Consider the following 17,717-nt stretch of genomic DNA (forward strand, 5'->3'; position numbering starts at 1 on the left):
TTGGAGCAGGCGAAGATCAGGCGATTTCGGCCAGACGTGCTAGCGCCTCGTTCAGTTTCACCTCTTCCTCTTCACGGGCGGCGAGGTTGGCTTTGGCTTCGGCAACAACCTCTTCCGGGGCCGAGGCCACAAATTTCGGATTGTTCAGACGACCGCGCAAACCACCCAGTTCCTTGGCAAGTTTGCCCTTGGCCTTCTCAAGTCGTTCCTTTTCGGCGCCGATATCGATGATATCCGCCAGCGGCAAACCGAACGTCGCACCCGGCGCGGCAATCGAGATCGTTCCCTTGGGAAATGCATCCACTTTGGTCAGGCTGTCGATCCGCGCCAGCCGCATGATCAGCGCCTCGTTACGGTCCCACGCAGCTTGGCCATGCGCGTCAATCTCTGTCACCAGCATCGGTACATAAAGGCCAGCGGGCACCCGCATCTGCGAACGCGCCGAGCGGGTGTTCTCGATCACCGAGATCACCCAGTTCATTTCGCGATCCGCCTCTGGGTCGACCAGTTCGGTGCCGTAAGTCGGCCAGTCGGCGTGTACGACCATCTTGGCGCGCGTGCCTGTCAGCCCCCACAGTTCCTCGGTAACGAAGGGCATGATCGGGTGCAGCAAGACCATGCACTGGTCCAGAACCCAGCGCATGGTAGCGCGGGTCTCGGCCTGTGCTTCGGCATCGTCACCCTGCAGCAGCGGTTTGGAGAGTTCAACGTACCAGTCGCAGACCTTACCCCAGACAAAGGCGTAAAGCCCGTTGGCCGCATCGTTGAAACGATAGCTTTCCAGTGCGGCGTCGACCTCGGCCCGTACGCGGGCAGTTTCGCCTATGATCCAACGGTTTACGGCGGCCTTGGGTTTCAGATCGGCGACGTCTAGTTGCGGTACGGCGTCGGTGAAGACCTCGTTCATCTCGGCAAAGCGAACAGCGTTCCAAAGTTTTGTACCAAAGTTGCGATAGCCGGTGATGCGTTCGCGAGACAGTTTCAACACGCCGCCAATCGCCGCCATCGAGGCATTGGTAAAGCGCAGCGCGTCGGCGCCGAATTCGTCCACGATCTCCAGCGGGTCGATGACGTTGCCGGTGGTCTTGGACATCTTCTTGCCCTTCTCGTCGCGGACGAGCTGGTGCAGGTAGACGGTGTGGAACGGGATCTGATCGACCACCGCCAGTTGCATCATCATCATCCGGGCGACCCAGAAGAACAGGATGTCAAAGCCGGTGATCAGAACGTCCGTGGGGAAGTAGCGTTCCAGCTCCTCGGTCTGCTCGGGCCAGCCCAGCGTGCCGATGGGCCAGAGGCCGGAGGAGAACCAGGTGTCGAGAACGTCGGGGTCACGCCAAACCGGATAAACCAGCTTCGTCGGGTCTTGTTCAACTGCATACTGAGCAAGGCTTTCGGCGAATTGATGGATCGCTTCTTGCTTATCGGCAACTTCGATTACAGTTGCGTGGCTTAGCGGGCTGGGAATGTTTGCATTATCGTCCAGGAATTTTTCAGTCACTGCCTCCAGACTCGACGCGCATTCCATGACATTGCCACGATGCAACATACCACCTTCGTTCAGCAAACGACCCAATTCGACCAGATCAAGGTTGCCGTCGTTTTCGTCATCTTTGAAGTTTTCGGCCGACAGGTCGAGACCATACCAAACCGGAATCTGATGCCCCCACCACAACTGGCGCGAGATGCACCAGGGCTCGATGTTTTCCAGCCAGTGGTAATAGGTCTTCTCGCCCGACTCGGGGATGATCTTGACCGTGCCGTCCTTGACCGCGTCCAGCGCGGGGCCGACGACTTTTTCGGCATCCACGAACCACTGGTCGGTGAACATCGGTTCGATCACGACCTTCGAGCGGTCGCCAAAGGGCTGCATGATCGGTTTGCTCTCGACCAGCGGGACGAGTGCAGCCGGGTCGTCGTCCTCACCCAGCTTTGTGCCCAGAACCGGATTGTCGGCGCGGGTCATTACGGCCAGGCCGTCGGCGGTGATCTCTTCGACCACTTTAGCGCGCGCTTCGAACCGGTCCAGTCCCCGCAGGTGATCAGGGATCAGGTTGATCGCGTCGATCTCATTCTCGGTGAATGCTTTGCCGCGTGCGTATTCCTGCGCTTTGCCCGCCTCCTCGGCGTAAGGCGCGCCATCGGCCCGCATTGCGCCACGCGTGTCCATCAGACGGTACATCGGAATACCGCCACGCTTGGCGACCATGTTGTCGTTGAAATCATGCGCGCCGGTGATCTTCACCGCGCCCGAGCCGAAATCGGGATCGGGATAGTCATCAGTAATGATCGGAATCTGCCGACGATGCACTTTCGGTCCAACGGGAATTTCACAGAGTTTGCCGATGATTGGCGCATACCGCTCATCTGACGGATGAACCGCAACCGCGCCGTCGCCCAGCATTGTTTCGGGCCGTGTCGTGGCGATTGAGATATAGTCGCGCTGTTCCTCAAGCACGATATTCCCGTCCTCATCCTTTTCGACATACGTATAGGTCTCACCACCCGCCAGCGGGTACTTGAAGTGCCACATATGGCCCGCGACTTCGATATTCTCGACCTCAAGATCCGAGATTGCGGTCTCAAAATGCGGGTCCCAGTTGACCAGACGCTTGCCGCGATAGATCAGGCCCTTTTCGTACATTTCTACGAAGACCTTGATGACGGCATCGTGGAAATTTGCAGAATTCTCATGCCCTGTGCGCGGGTCACCCGGTGCACCTGCCATGGTAAACGCGTTGCGCGACCAATCGCAGCTGGCGCCAAGACGCTTGAGCTGTTCAATGATCGTGCCACCGTATTCACCCTTCCATTCCCAGACTTTCTCAAGGAACTTCTCGCGCCCGAGTTCACGCCGCCCTTCGTTGCCCTGCGCCGCCAGCATCTTTTCAACCTGCATCTGCGTGGCGATGCCCGCGTGGTCCTGACCGGGTTGCCAAAGCGTGTCGAAGCCGCGCATCCGGTGCCAGCGGGTCAGGATATCCTGCAGCGTGTTATTGAACGCGTGTCCCACATGCAGCGCCCCCGTCACGTTGGGCGGCGGGATCATGATGGTAAAGCTTTCATCGCGCGATCTGTTCGCGCCCGCCTTGAAGGCTCCGACCTGTTCCCAAGCCTCGTAAATGCGGGCCTCGGCCTCGGCCGCGTTGAATGTCTTTTCCATCGCCATTGGATGCGTCCTGCGTCAACAAATTCGGGTTAGCGCTTGCAATATCGAAAGGATAGCAAAAGGGAAAGGGCCAAGCGCCGGGGCTATGGACAATGATGCATCGCAGCCTAATGTCGCCTAGAGGCACAGACAGGAGTGCGCGGTGGAAAAGTTTGGCAAAAGCCAGCCCGTCAAACGGACCGAGGACCAGCGGTTTCTGACCGGGCAGGGGCATTTTATGGACGATGTCCTACCGCACGGGGCTTTGCATGCGGTATTCGTGCGATCCCAGTTGGCGCATGGGGTGATTGGGGCGCTGGTTCTGGATGACGCGCGCGCGGCCGAAGGGGTGCGGCTGATCATGACGCTGGACGACCTGAAGGCCGCCGGGATCGACACGTGTATGAATGCGGCCATCCTGAATAACCGAGACGGTTCGAAAGCCGCTGCGCCGGACCGGCATATGCTGGCCGCGGATCGCATACGATTTGTCGGAGAACCCGTCGCTGTAGTCATTGCCGACACCGCCTTACAGGCCCGCGATGCGGCCGAGCTGATCTGGGTCGAAACCTCAGAATTGCCCGTAAAACTGGACGTGTGTGCGGGCGGAGAAACGCTGCACGCGGAAACTCCGGATAATCGGGCATTTGACTGGGCGCTGGGCGATGAGGCGGCAACTATTGCTGCGTTTCAGCAGGCGGCTCATACCGTTGCACTGAATGTAGTAGACAATCGAGTGATCATCACGTCGATTGAACCGCGGGGCTGTCAGGCGCATTGGGTTGATGGGCGGTTGCACTTTTCCTATGGCGGGCAGGGAGTTTGGGCCATGCGTGGTCAGCTGGCGCAAAAGTTGCGACTCAACCCCGAAGATATCCGCGTCACGACCCCGGATGTCGGTGGCGGGTTCGGCATGAAGGTCATGCCCTATCCCGAATATTTCTGTGTGGCCGTAGCTGCGATGAAGTTGGGCCAGCCTGTTCACTGGATGTCTGACCGTTCCGAGGCAATGTTGTCCGATCACCATGGCCGCGACCTGTCTTCGCTGGCAGAGCTGGCATTTGACAGCGATCACCGGATCACCGCCTATCGGGTGCACAGCAAGGTAAATCTTGGGGCCTATAACAGCCATTTCGGCCAGGCGATACAAACCAATCTCTTCAGCAAAGTGTTGATGGGCGCCTATGATGTACAAACCACCTATCTGCGGGTCGAGGGGTTCTTTACCAATACAACGCAGGTTGACGCCTATCGCGGCGCAGGGCGACCCGAGGCCATATATGTCCTTGAACGCGCTATCGACCGCGCGGCCCGAGAACTGGGCGTAGATCCCTGGGAGTTGAGGCGCAAGAATTTCATCCGGCCTGAGGCCTTTCCTTACAAGACCGCGACCGGCGAAACGTATGATGTCGGCGATTTCGACATGGTCCTGTCCCAAAGCCAAAGACAGTCCAGCGGCTTTGCCGCCCGCAAGATCGCCGATGCTGAACGCGGTTTGTTCCGGGGGCAGGGGATTTGTTACTATATCGAAAGCATTTTGGGCGACCCTTCCGAGAACGCAAAGATCGAGTTCGTTGAGGATGGCACCTTGAAACTTTTTGTCGGAACCCAATCCAACGGGCAGGGGCACGAAACGGTCTATGCTCAGTTCCTGTCTGACCAAACCGGGGTTCCCCTGGATTGCATCACCGTAGTTCAAGGTGACAGCGACCAGCTTCCGAATGGTGGGGGAACCGGGGGATCGCGATCAGTTACGGTGCAAAGCACAGCGACGCTTGCCACGATCGACGTCATGGTTGCCGCATTCACGCCCTATCTCGCAGATAAGATGGGGGTGGAGGAAAGCGACGTGCGCTTTGATTTTGAAACCTTCCGCGCGCCGGGATCAAACCTGACGCCCACTTTGACCGAGGCCGCGGATATGGCCCGTGCCGACGGGCGCGTTGATTTGTTGCAGCATCAGGCAAGCATCACGCTGGACGACCGTAGCTATCCCAACGGGGCACATGTTGCCGAAATCGTGATTGACCCTTGTACCGGCGAAACATGGGTAGACCGCTATACTGTGGTCGATGATTTCGGTAATCTTATCAATCCGATGCTGGCCGAGGGGCAAGTTCATGGTGGTGTCGCACAAGGCATCGGTCAGGCGCTGTCCGAACATGTTGTCCATGATGCGCAGGGGCAACTGCTCACGGCATCGTTGATGGATTACGCCTTGCCCCGCGCAGCCGAGATACCCATGATTAAGTTTACCTCGGCGCCGGTACCGTCAACCTCTAACCCGTTGGGAATGAAAGGATGCGGAGAGGCCGGCACCGTGGGCGCGCTGGCTGCAGTGGCAAATGCGGTTCAGGATGCGCTCTGGGATCACGAGGTGCGGCAGGCCGATATGCCTTTTACGCCGCACAAAGTATGGGAACTGCTGAACGATGCAACTGTCGCGGCTGAGTAGAAAGGTACTGGGGTGGCTTGGACGGCCGCTGCGTTCCGAGCATTCGGCCGAAACGCGCCATCGTGAACCTGTCAGCCATGTCATCATTCTAGACGGCACCATGTCGACGCTTGAGCCCGGATATGAAACTCATGCGGGGCAGGCGCTGCGGCTGTGCTGCGAGATGGGAAGCAAGGTATCCGTCTTCTATGAGGCCGGCGTGCAATGGGAAAGCTGGAAGTCCTCGTTGGATGTGATGATGGGGCGGGGGATCAATCGCCAGATACGCCGGGCCTATGGCTATCTGGCCTCGCGGTATAAGCCCGGCGACCGTATCTATTTCATCGGCTACTCACGTGGGGCCTACGGTGTGCGCAGCCTTGCGGGTGTGATCGACATGATTGGCCTGCTCAAGGCCGAGCACGCGACCGTTAGGAATATCAAACAGGCCTACCGCCACTATGAATGCAATGCCAATGGTAGCGCCGCCGCTGCGTTTCGCCGGCAGTTCTGCCATGAAGATGTTGCAATCGAAATGATCGGCGTGTGGGATACAGTAAAAGCGCTGGGCTTGCGTCTACCGCTGCTTTGGCGGTGGGCCGAGGATCGCCACGCCTTCCACAACCATCAGCTTGGTCCCGCTACGCGCCACGGCTACCACGCGATGGCGCTGGATGAAACGCGCGAGGTATTCGAGCCGGTCCTGTGGAAATGTACCCCCGATTTTAAAGGCCATATCGAGCAAGTCTGGTTCCGAGGCACCCATGGCGATGTGGGTGGCCAGTTGAACGGGTTTGAAGAAGCCCGTCCTCTTAGCAACATCTCGCTGGTTTGGATGCTGGACAAGGCAGAGCTGCACGGCCTGCCCTTGCCGGAGGGATGGAGAGACCGCTTTGTGATCGACCCTCATGCGCGTTCGGTCGGCACATGGCGCGGTTGGGGTAAGATTTTCCTACTGCGCAAGCACCGCAAAGTAGGCCGCGACCGATCCGAGCGGCTGCATGTCTCGGTTTCGCCAAACGAACTGCCCGGTTGGGTGCCGATGCTGGATTTGCCATCGCATCCAGCGCAGTAATTCGGTTCCAGCTGCGAACAAAAATCACTGGGAACATTTACTGGTTAGTGAGACCCTAGTACTCATATATTGAAACAAGTATCGGATCATCATACTCACGCCGAACACAAAGGCGAATTGACATATGGCAGACCCATATTTTTCCGAACTCAAGTACCTTGGAGGCCCACCACAGGACTTTATCGAGGTCGCTGTTGACGCGGGTGCGGATGTTTCTGGGCTTGTTGTTACGATCTACAACTCTGACGGATCTATCCGCAGCACTAACACGCTTGATGGGATCACCCCGACGACAGTCGCAGGCCGGGACGTCTATGTAATTGACTCAGCCAGTTCCGCCACCTTTACCGGGCTCGGTAAAACGAATGGTATCTCTTTATCCGACGGGTCAACGGTTTATCAGTTCAGCTCTTTCAGCGATCCCCCCAGCCCCGGCCCGATAACGGCGACAGCTGGCCCCGCCAATGGGATGAGTTCGACGGTTATCGGCGAGGCCGGGGCGGGAGATTCACTTATTTCCACCGACAATGGTGGAACCTATACTCTGAACACCACTCCGACACCGGGCACCATACCGTGCCTTACGGCAGGAACGTTGATTGCGACCGATCAGGGCCCAGTCTTGATCGAGAGTTTGAAGCAAGGTGATCGTGTCTTGACGGATCATGGTTGCACGCAGCCTTTATCACAAATCATTCGGCGACATGTCAGCGCGCGGGATTTGCGCCGCCATCCCAAGCTTTACCCAGTACGCATTTGCGCTGGCGCGCTAGGGCAGGGCCTGCCCAGACGCGACCTGCTCGTGTCCCGTCAGCACCGGATGCTGATATCCTCGGCGATCGTTAAGCGCATGTTTGAGTGCCCCGAGGTTCTGGTCTCAGCTATAAAGTTGGTCGAGCTTCCGGGGATATACGTCGACGACAGAATTACAGAAGTTACTTATTTCCACCTGGTGTTTTCTGAACATGAGGTAATTTATGCAGATGGCGCCCCGACCGAGAGCCTTTTGCTTGGCGATGAAGCACTGAAATCTCTACCGGCAGCAGCCATGGAAGAGCTTTTTACGCTGTTCCCCGATCTTGTCGAAACCCCGATGCAAAAGACCAACTACAAAATCCCAGAGGGGGGGCGGCAAAAGCGATTGATCGCTCGGCATGCACGGAACCGGCGGCCGCTTTTGGCAGATTACGACTCTTCTTCGATTCCAGTGTGATCGCTCTTAGATGACGCAGAGCCAAAACAGGTGTATTACCTACATTCCGGCCTGCTGCGGGCACCGCGCTCTTTTGCTAGGTGCCTGCCTTCGTCAAAGCCTTACCGCCGCCGGTCGCGACGTGAGCTCATAGGCTGGAACGCCACACCCACATGCGCTTCGCAATAAGGTTTGCCTGCCTCAACGGGCAGACCGCAAAACCAGAAATCCTCGGTCGCGGGGTCGCCGACGGGCCATTTGCAGGTCTTCTCGGTCAGTTCCATCAGTGTCAGCTTTTTGGCTTTCTTCTCAACCTCGTTGACCTTGGCCAGCGCCTCGGGGCTGATCTCGTTCGCTGAAGGTTGCGGCGGCAGCGGTTGACCGGCCGGGATGATCTGACGGCGGGCCGGAACAGCGGGCTTGGCCTCGGCTGCCGGCGCTGCGGCTGGACGTGCCGGTTCCGTCTTGGGCGTGGGTTTGGGCTTGGCCTCGGCCTTGGGCGCGGGCGCTGGTTTTTCCTTTGGCTCAGCCTTGGCGGGGGTCGCGCCGGTTGCGCGATTCGACAGGCCCAGCCGGTGGACTTTGCCGATAACCGCATTGCGGGTCACACCGCCCAGTTCCTTGGCGATCTGGCTGGCCGACTGGCCCTCGCCCCACATCTTTTTAAGCAGCTCTACACGCTCGTCAGTCCAGGACATCATTTGCCTTTCAAAAGCGGAAAGCGGCCCCGGATTCGGGCCGCCTTGGGAATTCGTCTCAGCCCCCTATTTTAAACACTGCGGTCCGAGTTACAAGCGGTCTTCGAATCAGGTAGAGGGCAGATCATGCAGAATCTCATGGATCAGGAGGCACGCCGCTTTGGTGCGGTGAACTGGATGGGTCTCTATACGCTGGCCCGGCGGGAAACTTTGCGGTTTATGGCGGTGTGGACGCAGACACTTTTGGCACCGCTGGTGACTGCGGGGCTGTTTCTGCTGATCTTCAACATCGCTATCGGGCCCAGCCGGTCTGATGTGATGGGCGTGCCATTTTTGACCTTTCTGGCGCCGGGCATCATGATGATGACGGTGATCCAGAATGCGTTTGCCAATACGTCGTCCTCGATGGTGATCTCGAAAGTACAGGGCAACATCGTCGATACCCTTATGCCGCCGCTTTCGCCGTTGGAGATTCTGCTGGGATACCTTGCGGGCGGCATTGCCCGCGGCTTTCTGATCGCTGTTGTCGTTGCAACCGCGCTGGCGCTGGTGCTGGGTATTGTCCCGCAGAACCCACTGATCGCCATGATCTTTGTAGTGCTGGGAGGGGCCTTTATGGGCGCGCTGGGCCTTTTTGCCGGGATATTCGCCAATAAGTTCGACCAGATGGCTGCAATTACCAACTTCATCGTCACGCCTTTGGCGTTTCTTTCTGGCACCTTTTACTCGGTCGAGGCCTTGCCGCCGGTTTTGTACCGGCTAAGCCACGCCAACCCGGTTTTCTATCTGATCGACGGGCTGCGGTATGGTATGATTGGGGTTTCAGACAGCTCGCCCTACCTTGGGATGTTGATCTGCACGGCTGCAACACTGGTGGTCGGTGCACTGACCTGGCAGATGCTGCGAACGGGCTATCGGCTCAAGGCCTGACGGTGCCGCGCCTCGCGCCACACAAGAATCAGCCCTCCGGCCAAGATGATGGCAGATCCAATCAGGCTGACCGCGTCGGGGACCACATCGAAAATCGCAAAATCATATAGCGCAGCGAACAGCAGTGTCGCATAGCTTATCGGCGCTACGAAAGACGCATCTGCCCGCGCCATGCCGTTAACGAAACAGGCCTGTGCGCAAGCCATCAATGCGCCGATTCCCGCAAGGGCCGCCCATTGCGCCGGGTTGGGCATCTGAAACACGAAACTCACCGCGACTGATGCGATGGTCAGGCCCATCGCGTTGTTTACCAATAGAATTTGGATCGGGCTCTCTCGCCCTGACAGCTTTTTGATAAAGATCAGCTCCATCCCAATGACGACCGCCGCCGCCAGCGCCAGTAACGCCGCAGGTTGGAAGCTCGCAGGTGTCGGGCGCAGCAGAACCATTGCCCCGATCAGGGCCACCGCCGCCGCCAGCCAGCGCCAGGGGCCGACGCCTTCTTTCAGCAAGGGAATGGCCAGAACCATCGCAAAGACCGGGTTCAAGAACGAAATCGCCGTCGCATCCGCCATCGGTATGAACGCGACCGATGCAAACATCAGCGTGATTCCCAGCCAGCCAAAGCTTGTCCTACCGATATGCAGCCCCCAATGGGGCCGCCGCAGGGTAGGGCGCATGATGCCCACTGCCGAAACGATGACCAGGAAGGCGAATAGAAACCGCCCGTGGCTGATCTGCATTGGATGCAAAGGAGCACCTAGCGTATCTGTCCCCAAAGCTTTGGCCAGCAGGGTAGTTGCTGCAAGGAATGCACTGGCGACAAAAATCAACAGTGCCGCTAGGGGCGGGTTATGCGCTTTGGGAACGAACATGCGTAAGCGGTGCTGTACGGGTGGACGAAAGGCAAGGGGTAAAACGGTCAGGGCTGTCCCGACGGTGTAGCAAGAGCCTGTTTGGCCTGTCGCAAGCTGTCCAGAAAACGATTTGCGCGCTCGATCCGCGCCTCAACCTCTTCGATCCGTTCCTGAAGAAATGCTACGCCGTCAAAGGTTTCGGGATCAGCCGCACCAAGTTGCCCCAGCAGGGTTGCAAGTTGGGCGATACTGATCCCCGCCGCCTGTGCATCGCCGATCTGTTCCAGCGTGATCAGCGTGTCATCCGGGTAGTCGCGATAGCTGTTTGTCGCTTCTGGCCCGGGGCGCGAGGCAATCAATCCGTGCCGCTCGTAAAACCGCAATGTGTCGCGGGGCAGCCCGCTTCGGCGGGACAGTTCTCCGATACGCATATGTAAACCATTGACTATACTCTATGGTTTTGATCTTATGGTCCGTGGTCAAAGCCTGCAAGGGGAAAGATGATGGGATCCAAATGTCAAAGCTGCGGCATGCCTCTTAGCAAGGATACCGAAGGGGGCGGCAGCGAAACGGACGGAACCCGCAGCACACGGTATTGTTCACTCTGTTACGCTGACGGTGCGTTTCGACATCCCGATGCCTCGTTCGAGGAATTTCAGTCCCATTGTCTGGATGCGCTGGTGAACAAGGGCATGCCCCGCATTCTGGCCTGGGCTTTTACGCGCGGTATGGGGCGATTAGACCGCTGGAGCGAAGGCTGATACGGGGGTTGCAGCGTTGCAGCAACAAAGCCCTTTTCATCGCAAAACTTCAGCGCTATACGGCATCCATGATCAAACACGCTGATATCCTGCGACTTCGACGCCGACGCTTTGCCGCGTAACCGGCCCGTTTGATCCTTTTGCGCTGTCCAAATCGGCGCATCTCCCACCAAATCAGTTGACGAACATGGCCCTCGTGTATCACTCACGGGGCTCAACATATCGAAAAGGATGATCCGATGATCCCGTCCGTTCTGCCGACCTATAATCGTGCGCCCCTGACCTTTGTGAAGGGCGAAGGCGCTTGGCTGACCGAGGCGGATGGCCGACGTTTTCTGGATATGGGCGCGGGGATTGCGGTGAATGCACTGGGCCATGCGCATCCGGCGCTGGTGAACGCGCTGACGGAACAGGCCCACGCGCTGTGGCATGTGTCGAACCTTTATAACATCCCTCAGCAGCAGGCGCTGGCTGATAAGCTGGTTGAACATACCTTTGCCGACACGGTGTTCTTTACCAATTCAGGCACGGAAGCCTGCGAGCTGGCTGTGAAAATGGCACGCAAATATTTCTACGATAAAGATCAGCCCGAACGGGTCGACATCATCACCTTTGACGGTTCGTTTCACGGTCGGTCTTCGGCAGGTATCGCCGCTGCGGGGTCCGAGAAGATGACCAAAGGTTTTGGCCCGCTGCTGCCCGGCTTTGTACACCTGACATTTGGTGATCTTGACGGTGTCACCAATGCGATCTCGGACAAGACCGCGGCGATCTTGATCGAACCCATTCAGGGCGAGGGCGGTATTCGCCCCGTCCCTGATGCCGAGCTCAAAGCGCTGCGTCAAATCTGCGACGACAATGGCCTGTTGCTGATCCTCGACGAGGTCCAATGCGGCGTTGGGCGTACCGGTAAACTTTTTGCCCATGAATGGGCAGGCATCACGCCTGACATCATGATGGTCGCCAAGGGCATCGGTGGAGGGTTCCCTCTGGGTGCGGTGCTGGCCACCGAAGACGCGGCCAGCGGCATGACGGCAGGTACGCACGGGTCGACCTATGGCGGAAACCCTCTCGGTTGCGCGGTGGGCTGCGCGGTGATCGACCAGGTTGCAACCCCCGCCTTTCTGGACGGGGTCAATCGCAAGGCGGGCATGTTGCGCCAGAAGCTCGAAGGATTGATTGCAAATCATCCGGACGTGTTCGAAGAGGTGCGCGGCGCAGGGCTCATGCTGGGTCTTAAATGCAAGGCGACCAACTTGGATGTGATGAATGCGGGATATGATAACGGCCTCATCACCGTTCCCGCCGCTGACAATGTGATCCGCCTATTGCCGCCTTTGACCCTGACAGAGGACGACATTGCACAGGCGGTTATTCGTCTGGAGAAAACGGCCGCGCAGGTCGAAAGCAATCTGGCGTCTGCCTGAGCCCACCCGATTAGAAAAGCGAAACGACATGAAGCACTTCCTCGACATTCACAAAACCAATGCCGCCGCTTTGCGGGGCATGATCGACCAGGCTGCTGCCATGAAGCAGGCGCGTCTGGGGCAGCCAAAGGCGGCACCGGATGACGAATTGGCACTCAAAGACCGCATGGTCGCCCTGATCTTTGAAAAACCGTCAACCCGGACGCGCGTGTCCTTTGATGTAGGCGTGCGCCAGATGGGTGGTCAGACGATGGTCCTTTCGGGCAAGGACATGCAGTTGGGCCACGGCGAAACCATCGCTGACACTGCCCGCGTGCTGTCGCGCTATGTCGATATGATCATGATCCGGACATTTGACGAAACCATCCTAACCGAAATGGCGGAATATTCCGATGTGCCGGTGATCAACGGCCTGACCGATCGCACCCATCCTTGCCAAATCATGGCCGATGTTCTGACGTTCGAAGAGCACCGTGGCCCGATCGCCGGGAAGAAAGTCGTTTGGACTGGCGATGGTAACAATGTGTGTGCCTCGTTCCTTCACGCGGCGGGCCAGTTCGGGTTTGATCTGACTTTTACGGGCCCGGCGCAATTCGACCCCGAAGAGGATTTCATGGGTTTTGCCCGTCAAAAAGGGTCCAAGATTGTTGTGGAACGGGACCCCTACAAGGCTGTAGATGGGGCCGATCTGGTTGTCGCCGATACCTGGGTTTCGATGCACGACTCTCAATCCGCGAAAGAACGGCGCCACAACCTGCTGCGTCCTTATCAGGTAAACGCCGAATTGATGGCCCATGCCAAACCCGATGCGTTGTTCATGCATTGCCTTCCCGCGCACCGCGAAGAAGAAGCGACATCCGATGTCATGGATGGGCCGAACTCGGTCATTTTTGATGAGGCCGAAAACCGACTGCACGCCCAGAAAGCCGTTATGCGTTGGTGTCTGGGCGTCTGAACACATGAAAATGGCAAGAGAGAGCCGTGTGCTCTCTCATGATTTCCGGAGTGCACAATGCCCCATATAGTCCTCGAATTCTCTCAGGGCCTTGAAGAGAAACATGATTTCCATGCGGTCTGCGAGAAGTTGTTTGCGGTGCTTTCTGAACATGCTGAGTTTGATGCACCGGCCCTTAAGATCCGGGCCAACCCGGTCACCTATTTTCGGATCGGGACCGAACCGCAGACCTTTGTCCATGCGACGCTTTTATTGATGCAGGGCCGGGATGGGGCTACGCGAGCTGAACTGAACGCTACCGTTTTGGATGTTCTGACTGTTGCCATGCCCGAGGTTGGCAGCATCACGGTACAAGAGGTCGAACTGAACCGTGCGTCTTATGCCAAACGCCTGGCGTGATTGTTTTTGGCAATTTGTCGATCTGAAGCACGGCGACTGACACCTTCTTTGGTCGTAAGCAACATTCCTTTGCAGGGCAGCAAAAATGCCCTGCATTCCCCGTCAAACAGGTGATCGGATAGCGAGCTGTTTGGATGGTTCTTTTCTCAGGTGGAACTTCTGTTAGAATTGTTATGTAATAACATTAATGATATGTCATAACGGACAAAAATCCACCGGAGTTGTGCAATTATTGAGGTTTCTTTCAGGTGCAGCGGCCTGCATCTTGCAGGGGCGAACCGTTGCCTGCCGAAAAAGGGAGAAACTGGAATGAGCTGGAACCCGTCTCACAACCCCGATCGTTTGACTGAGAACCCGTCTTTAGAGGCACTGATCATTCCTCGTGCACGTGATCTGGGTGGGTTCGAGGTGCGCCGCGCGCTACCCTCGGTCAAACGACAGCTTGTTGGCCCGTTCATTTTCTTTGACCAGGTCGGCCCTGCAGAATTCATCACAGAAGGCGGTATAGACGTCCGGCCTCACCCTCATATCGGGTTGGGCACGGTCACCTACCTGTATAAAGGGGAATTTGAGCATCGTGATAGCTTGGGCACCCATCAGATGATCTATCCCGGTGAGGTCAACTGGATGATTGCAGGACGTGGCGTGACCCATTCTGAACGCACCAGCAAGGAAACGCGCAGCAAAAGACACAGTCTTTTTGGCATTCAGACCTGGATCGCGCTGCCAGAGGACCAGGAAGATATTGCACCGGACTTCGAACATCACAAACAATCTGCGCTGCCCCATATTCAGGATGCTGGGGTCAGCGCTCGTCTCATCCTTGGCTCGGCTTATGGTGAAAGCAGCCCGGTCACGACACTGTCTGAAACCTTCTATCTGGACGTGCAGCTTGCCCCCGGGGCCTCTTTTCCTTTGCCTGATGATCAAGAAGACCGCGGTGTTTATGTGACGGAAGGAACGGTTGAGATTGCCGGCGATCAGTTCACCCAAGGTCGTATGATGGTGTTTCGGCCAAGGGATCGCCTTTCCGTTCAGGCAGGGCCGCAGGGTGCGCGGCTAATGTTGCTTGGAGGTGCGACGTTGAACGAGGATCGTTATATCTGGTGGAACTTCGTGTCGTCCTCAAAGGAAAAGATAGAAGCAGCCACCCGCGAATGGAAAACGGCGGACTGGGCCAAAGGGGCTTTTCAACTGCCTCCGGGGGACGATCAAGACTTCATCCCGATTTCAGAAGACCTTGAACGCACCCGTCCGAGGCGCGCGCGCTGACCTGGCGTCAGTTGGCCTTGTCTGACAGGCGGATCGCGGCAATCTTTGACCGAAGGGGAGGGGCGTCATGAGGATCGCAATCGCGGGGGCGGGCAGCATTGGATGTTACTGCGGGGCTTTGCTGGCCCGATCCGGTCACGATGTCACCCTGTTGGGGCGGGCACGAATCCTCGACCCGATCCGGGATAAGGGGCTGATGGTCACAGATTTTTCAGGCCTGCGGTGTCATGTGACCAACCTGTCCCTGACCGAAGATCCGGCGGAACTGAGTGATGCTGAAATAGTCATTGTCACGGTAAAGACCGGCGCGACGGAAGAGATGGCGAAGGATATCGGGAAACACGCTCCAGACGCTGTGATCCTCTCCTGGCAAAATGGGCTGGAAAACGCAGGCACCTTACGTACGATGCTTCCGCACCACGATGTCCGCGCCGGTATGGTGCCGTTCAACGTCGTACCGACAGATACCGGCGGATTTCATCGCGCGACTTCAGGTGAAATCGTTATCCAATCCGGCCTCGGCGATTTGGGCGCAAAGCTGACTGGCCCCGACCTACCGGTGTCAGAGAGTGACCAGATCGAAGCCGTCCAATGGGGCAAGCTGGTGATCAATCTCAATAACGCGCTGAATGCGCTGTCGGGGTTGACGTTGAAACAGCAGTTGCTGGACCGCAACTGGCGCCAACTGATGGCGGATCAGATGTCCGAGGCTCTGACCGTGCTGCACTCCGCCGGCCAACCGATTGCGTCAATGACGCCGCTGCCCGCATGGATGACACCGTATATCCTGCGCCTGCCGACGCCCTTGTTTTCGCGGGTTGCCTCCCGGATGCTGACCATTGACCCCTCGGCGCGCACCTCTATGGCCTATGACCTGTTGGCAGGGCGCCCAACGGAAATCGACAGTCTGCAAGGCGAGATCATCCGTTTGGGCGAGCGGCAAGGCATTGCGACCCCAATCTGCGCGCAGGTTCGCGAAAAGATTGCACAGAACCCAAAATCCCCGCTTACTCCCGAGCAAATCCGAATCTGATGGGCTAGAGAAAAGCCGTCAGCGTCCAGAAAATTGCTGCCGACAGCACTGCCGTTGCGGGAACCGTTATGATCCAGGCCGCCACAATCGTCATGAAATGCGAGCGACGGACGAGCTTCCGGCGCCTTTTCTCTTCTTGCGCCTGTCGCTGCTCGGGCGGGCGTTGGTGGTTCGCGTTTTTCCTGCGCCGTTCGGCATGCCATTCGCGATAAAACCCCACGCCGAACACCGCGCCCACCGCGATATGGGTGGAGCTGACAGGCAGGCCCAGCCAACTGGCTAGGATCACGGTGATTGCCGCAGACAGGGCGACACAGAATGCGCGCATTGGGTTGAGCTTGGTGATCTGACTGCCGACCATCCTGATCAATTTTGGGCCAAACAGGAACAGCCCAAAGGAAATTCCCAGCGCTCCGATCACCATCACCCAGGTTGGAATTGCGACTTGTGCAGCGAAATCCCCGAACTGCGCCGTATGCACGATTGCCGCCAACGGACCAACCGCATTTGCCACGTCATTGGCGCCGTGGGCAAAGCTAAGAAATGTTGCTGAAATAATAAGTGGTAGCCCAAACAGCGTTTTCAGAGACTTCGTTCTGTTTTCTAGTCCTTCTGATCTGCGATGCACCCAAGGGACTGTCACCAGCCATGTCAGAAATCCGGTGGCCAGACCGAACAGCAAAGCGACTTCAAGCTCAACTTTGACCAGCTTGTTCAGGCCTTTGACGGCCAAATAGGTGGTAAAGGCACCAGCCATGACAGCAACGAGTATCGGCACCCAACGGCGGGCAGCGGCGATCTTGTCGTCCTGATACTGAATTTTGGCATTGATCAAAGCCAGAAAGCCAGCGGCAATAGTTCCACCTAGCACAGGAGAGATGATCCAACTGGCGGCAATGGCGCTCATCGTGGTCCAACTGACCGCGCTTAGGCCAGCTGCTGCGATGCCCGCCCCCATGACGCCCCCTACCACCGAATGTGTGGTCGAAACAGGCGCGCCGACCCAGGTGGCCAAGTTGACCCACATGGCTGAAGAAATCAGAGCCGCCATCATCGCCCAAATAAAGACGGTGCTGTCGTGAACTGATGCCGGGTCTATAATCCCTTTCGAAATCGTCGAGACGACATCCCCACCTGCCAGCAAGGCCCCCGCGCTTTCTGCGATGGCGGCGATGACGATTGCGCCGGTCATGGTCAGCGCGTTGGCCCCGACAGCGGGGCCCATGTTATTGGCAACGTCATTTGCGCCGATATTGATGGCCATATAGGCCCCAAAACCCGCTGCCGCGACAACGATCAACCCGCCATCAGCCCGCCCAAAAACCACTGCGGCCGTCAGCCCGGCCAGCGCAATAAAGGCGAAGGCGATACCCGGCGCCAGCATGGGGCGTGCCACATGGGCATTGGCATACTCAACGCGCGAGATGCGCGCCAGATCGCTGTCCAGCGATTGCCAACGGAGTTTGGAGCTTGGGTTCGACATCAGGCTATTGCGGGCGGTTTCCAAAAGAACACCCGCGGCTATACGGTTTCGCT

Annotated in this window: 15 protein-coding genes; 10 read left to right on the forward strand and 5 right to left on the reverse strand. The window is 57.7% G+C overall.

From position 1 onward, the window contains the following. Nucleotides 1-16 precede the first annotated feature (16 nt). Nucleotides 17-3,169, reverse strand: a complete 3,153-nt coding sequence (locus tag AC2FLE_RS15145) for a valine--tRNA ligase (RefSeq protein ID WP_496698043.1) — start codon at nucleotides 3,167-3,169, stop codon at nucleotides 17-19. A 142-nt stretch (nucleotides 3,170-3,311) separates the two neighbouring features. Here AC2FLE_RS15145 and AC2FLE_RS15150 point away from each other — a divergent pair, with 142 nt between their 5' ends. From AC2FLE_RS15150 to AC2FLE_RS15160, 3 genes are all read left to right on the forward strand, one after another. Continuing rightward, entirely contained in the window at nucleotides 3,312-5,603 is a 2,292-nt protein-coding gene (locus AC2FLE_RS15150; RefSeq protein WP_496698044.1) for a xanthine dehydrogenase family protein molybdopterin-binding subunit, read from the forward strand. Then, nucleotides 5,581-6,657 (forward strand): T6SS phospholipase effector Tle1-like catalytic domain-containing protein, encoded by a 1,077-nt coding sequence (locus tag AC2FLE_RS15155; RefSeq protein WP_142638056.1) that lies wholly within the window; start codon nucleotides 5,581-5,583, stop codon nucleotides 6,655-6,657. Before AC2FLE_RS15150 ends, AC2FLE_RS15155 begins: the two co-directional genes overlap by 23 nt. Before the next feature lie 124 nt (nucleotides 6,658-6,781). Further along, entirely contained in the window at nucleotides 6,782-7,870 is a 1,089-nt protein-coding gene (locus AC2FLE_RS15160; protein WP_496698046.1) for a Hint domain-containing protein, read from the forward strand. A gap of 101 nt (nucleotides 7,871-7,971) precedes the next feature. On the opposite strand, the gene AC2FLE_RS15165 is transcribed toward AC2FLE_RS15160, so the two are convergent. Then, entirely contained in the window at nucleotides 7,972-8,547 is a 576-nt protein-coding gene (locus AC2FLE_RS15165; RefSeq protein ID WP_142638060.1) for a GcrA family cell cycle regulator, read from the reverse strand. A 126-nt stretch (nucleotides 8,548-8,673) separates the two neighbouring features. Between AC2FLE_RS15165 and AC2FLE_RS15170 the strand changes: the two genes are divergently transcribed. After that, nucleotides 8,674-9,477: an ABC transporter permease gene (locus AC2FLE_RS15170; RefSeq protein WP_142638062.1), complete on the forward strand. Its 804-nt coding sequence runs from the start codon at nucleotides 8,674-8,676 to the stop codon at nucleotides 9,475-9,477. On the opposite strand, the gene AC2FLE_RS15175 is transcribed toward AC2FLE_RS15170, so the two are convergent. Then, complete coding sequence (locus tag AC2FLE_RS15175; RefSeq protein WP_281973253.1) at nucleotides 9,459-10,352, reverse strand: DMT family transporter; 894 nt, start codon at nucleotides 10,350-10,352, stop codon at nucleotides 9,459-9,461. The genes AC2FLE_RS15170 and AC2FLE_RS15175 overlap by 19 nt on opposite strands. Nucleotides 10,353-10,399: 47 nt before the next feature. Continuing rightward, the gene (locus AC2FLE_RS15180; protein ID WP_496698048.1) at nucleotides 10,400-10,765 is read right to left on the reverse strand and encodes a MerR family transcriptional regulator; all 366 of its coding nucleotides are present in this window, start codon (nucleotides 10,763-10,765) and stop codon (nucleotides 10,400-10,402) included. Nucleotides 10,766-10,837: 72 nt separating this feature from the next. Here AC2FLE_RS15180 and AC2FLE_RS15185 point away from each other — a divergent pair, with 72 nt between their 5' ends. The 6 genes from AC2FLE_RS15185 (at nucleotide 10,838) to AC2FLE_RS15210 (ending at nucleotide 16,181) form a co-directional block, all read left to right on the forward strand. Beyond that, complete coding sequence (locus AC2FLE_RS15185; protein ID WP_496698050.1) at nucleotides 10,838-11,095, forward strand: zinc ribbon domain-containing protein; 258 nt, start codon at nucleotides 10,838-10,840, stop codon at nucleotides 11,093-11,095. Between the two features lie 239 nt (nucleotides 11,096-11,334). Beyond that, a complete protein-coding gene (locus AC2FLE_RS15190; RefSeq protein WP_496698052.1) occupies nucleotides 11,335-12,522 on the forward strand; it encodes an aspartate aminotransferase family protein in 1,188 nt (395 codons plus the stop codon). Nucleotides 12,523-12,550: 28 nt separating this feature from the next. After that, nucleotides 12,551-13,477: an ornithine carbamoyltransferase gene (argF, locus tag AC2FLE_RS15195; protein ID WP_271950442.1), complete on the forward strand. Its 927-nt coding sequence runs from the start codon at nucleotides 12,551-12,553 to the stop codon at nucleotides 13,475-13,477. Between the two features lie 57 nt (nucleotides 13,478-13,534). Continuing rightward, nucleotides 13,535-13,876: a 5-carboxymethyl-2-hydroxymuconate Delta-isomerase gene (locus AC2FLE_RS15200; RefSeq protein ID WP_496698054.1), complete on the forward strand. Its 342-nt coding sequence runs from the start codon at nucleotides 13,535-13,537 to the stop codon at nucleotides 13,874-13,876. A 309-nt stretch (nucleotides 13,877-14,185) separates the two neighbouring features. After that, nucleotides 14,186-15,148, forward strand: a complete 963-nt coding sequence (locus AC2FLE_RS15205; RefSeq protein WP_282027759.1) for a pirin family protein — start codon at nucleotides 14,186-14,188, stop codon at nucleotides 15,146-15,148. Between the two features lie 67 nt (nucleotides 15,149-15,215). Beyond that, nucleotides 15,216-16,181: a 2-dehydropantoate 2-reductase gene (locus tag AC2FLE_RS15210; RefSeq protein ID WP_496698056.1), complete on the forward strand. Its 966-nt coding sequence runs from the start codon at nucleotides 15,216-15,218 to the stop codon at nucleotides 16,179-16,181. Nucleotides 16,182-16,185: 4 nt separating this feature from the next. Here the strand turns inward: AC2FLE_RS15210 and AC2FLE_RS15215 are convergent, their stop codons facing one another. Further along, a complete protein-coding gene (locus AC2FLE_RS15215; protein ID WP_496698058.1) occupies nucleotides 16,186-17,664 on the reverse strand; it encodes an inorganic phosphate transporter in 1,479 nt (492 codons plus the stop codon). Between the last annotated feature and the right edge of the window lie 53 nt (nucleotides 17,665-17,717).

Source organism: Ruegeria sp. CDSA077, assembly GCF_059612265.1.

Bases quoted from the DNA above. Each gene is read 5' to 3' on its own strand.
- AC2FLE_RS15145 (WP_496698043.1), bottom strand. From the start codon at position 3,169: ATGGCGATGGAAAAGACATTCAACGCGGCCGAGGCCGAGGCCCGCATT.
- AC2FLE_RS15155 (WP_142638056.1), top strand. From the start codon at position 5,581: ATGCAACTGTCGCGGCTGAGTAGAAAGGTACTGGGGTGGCTTGGACGG.
- AC2FLE_RS15160 (WP_496698046.1), top strand. From the start codon at position 6,782: ATGGCAGACCCATATTTTTCCGAACTCAAGTACCTTGGAGGCCCACCA.
- AC2FLE_RS15165 (WP_142638060.1), bottom strand. From the start codon at position 8,547: ATGTCCTGGACTGACGAGCGTGTAGAGCTGCTTAAAAAGATGTGGGGC.
- AC2FLE_RS15170 (WP_142638062.1), top strand. From the start codon at position 8,674: ATGCAGAATCTCATGGATCAGGAGGCACGCCGCTTTGGTGCGGTGAAC.
- AC2FLE_RS15175 (WP_281973253.1), bottom strand. From the start codon at position 10,352: ATGTTCGTTCCCAAAGCGCATAACCCGCCCCTAGCGGCACTGTTGATT.
- AC2FLE_RS15180 (WP_496698048.1), bottom strand. From the start codon at position 10,765: ATGCGTATCGGAGAACTGTCCCGCCGAAGCGGGCTGCCCCGCGACACA.
- AC2FLE_RS15185 (WP_496698050.1), top strand. From the start codon at position 10,838: ATGGGATCCAAATGTCAAAGCTGCGGCATGCCTCTTAGCAAGGATACC.
- AC2FLE_RS15190 (WP_496698052.1), top strand. From the start codon at position 11,335: ATGATCCCGTCCGTTCTGCCGACCTATAATCGTGCGCCCCTGACCTTT.
- argF (WP_271950442.1), top strand. From the start codon at position 12,551: ATGAAGCACTTCCTCGACATTCACAAAACCAATGCCGCCGCTTTGCGG.
- AC2FLE_RS15200 (WP_496698054.1), top strand. From the start codon at position 13,535: ATGCCCCATATAGTCCTCGAATTCTCTCAGGGCCTTGAAGAGAAACAT.
- AC2FLE_RS15205 (WP_282027759.1), top strand. From the start codon at position 14,186: ATGAGCTGGAACCCGTCTCACAACCCCGATCGTTTGACTGAGAACCCG.
- AC2FLE_RS15210 (WP_496698056.1), top strand. From the start codon at position 15,216: ATGAGGATCGCAATCGCGGGGGCGGGCAGCATTGGATGTTACTGCGGG.
- AC2FLE_RS15215 (WP_496698058.1), bottom strand. From the start codon at position 17,664: ATGTCGAACCCAAGCTCCAAACTCCGTTGGCAATCGCTGGACAGCGAT.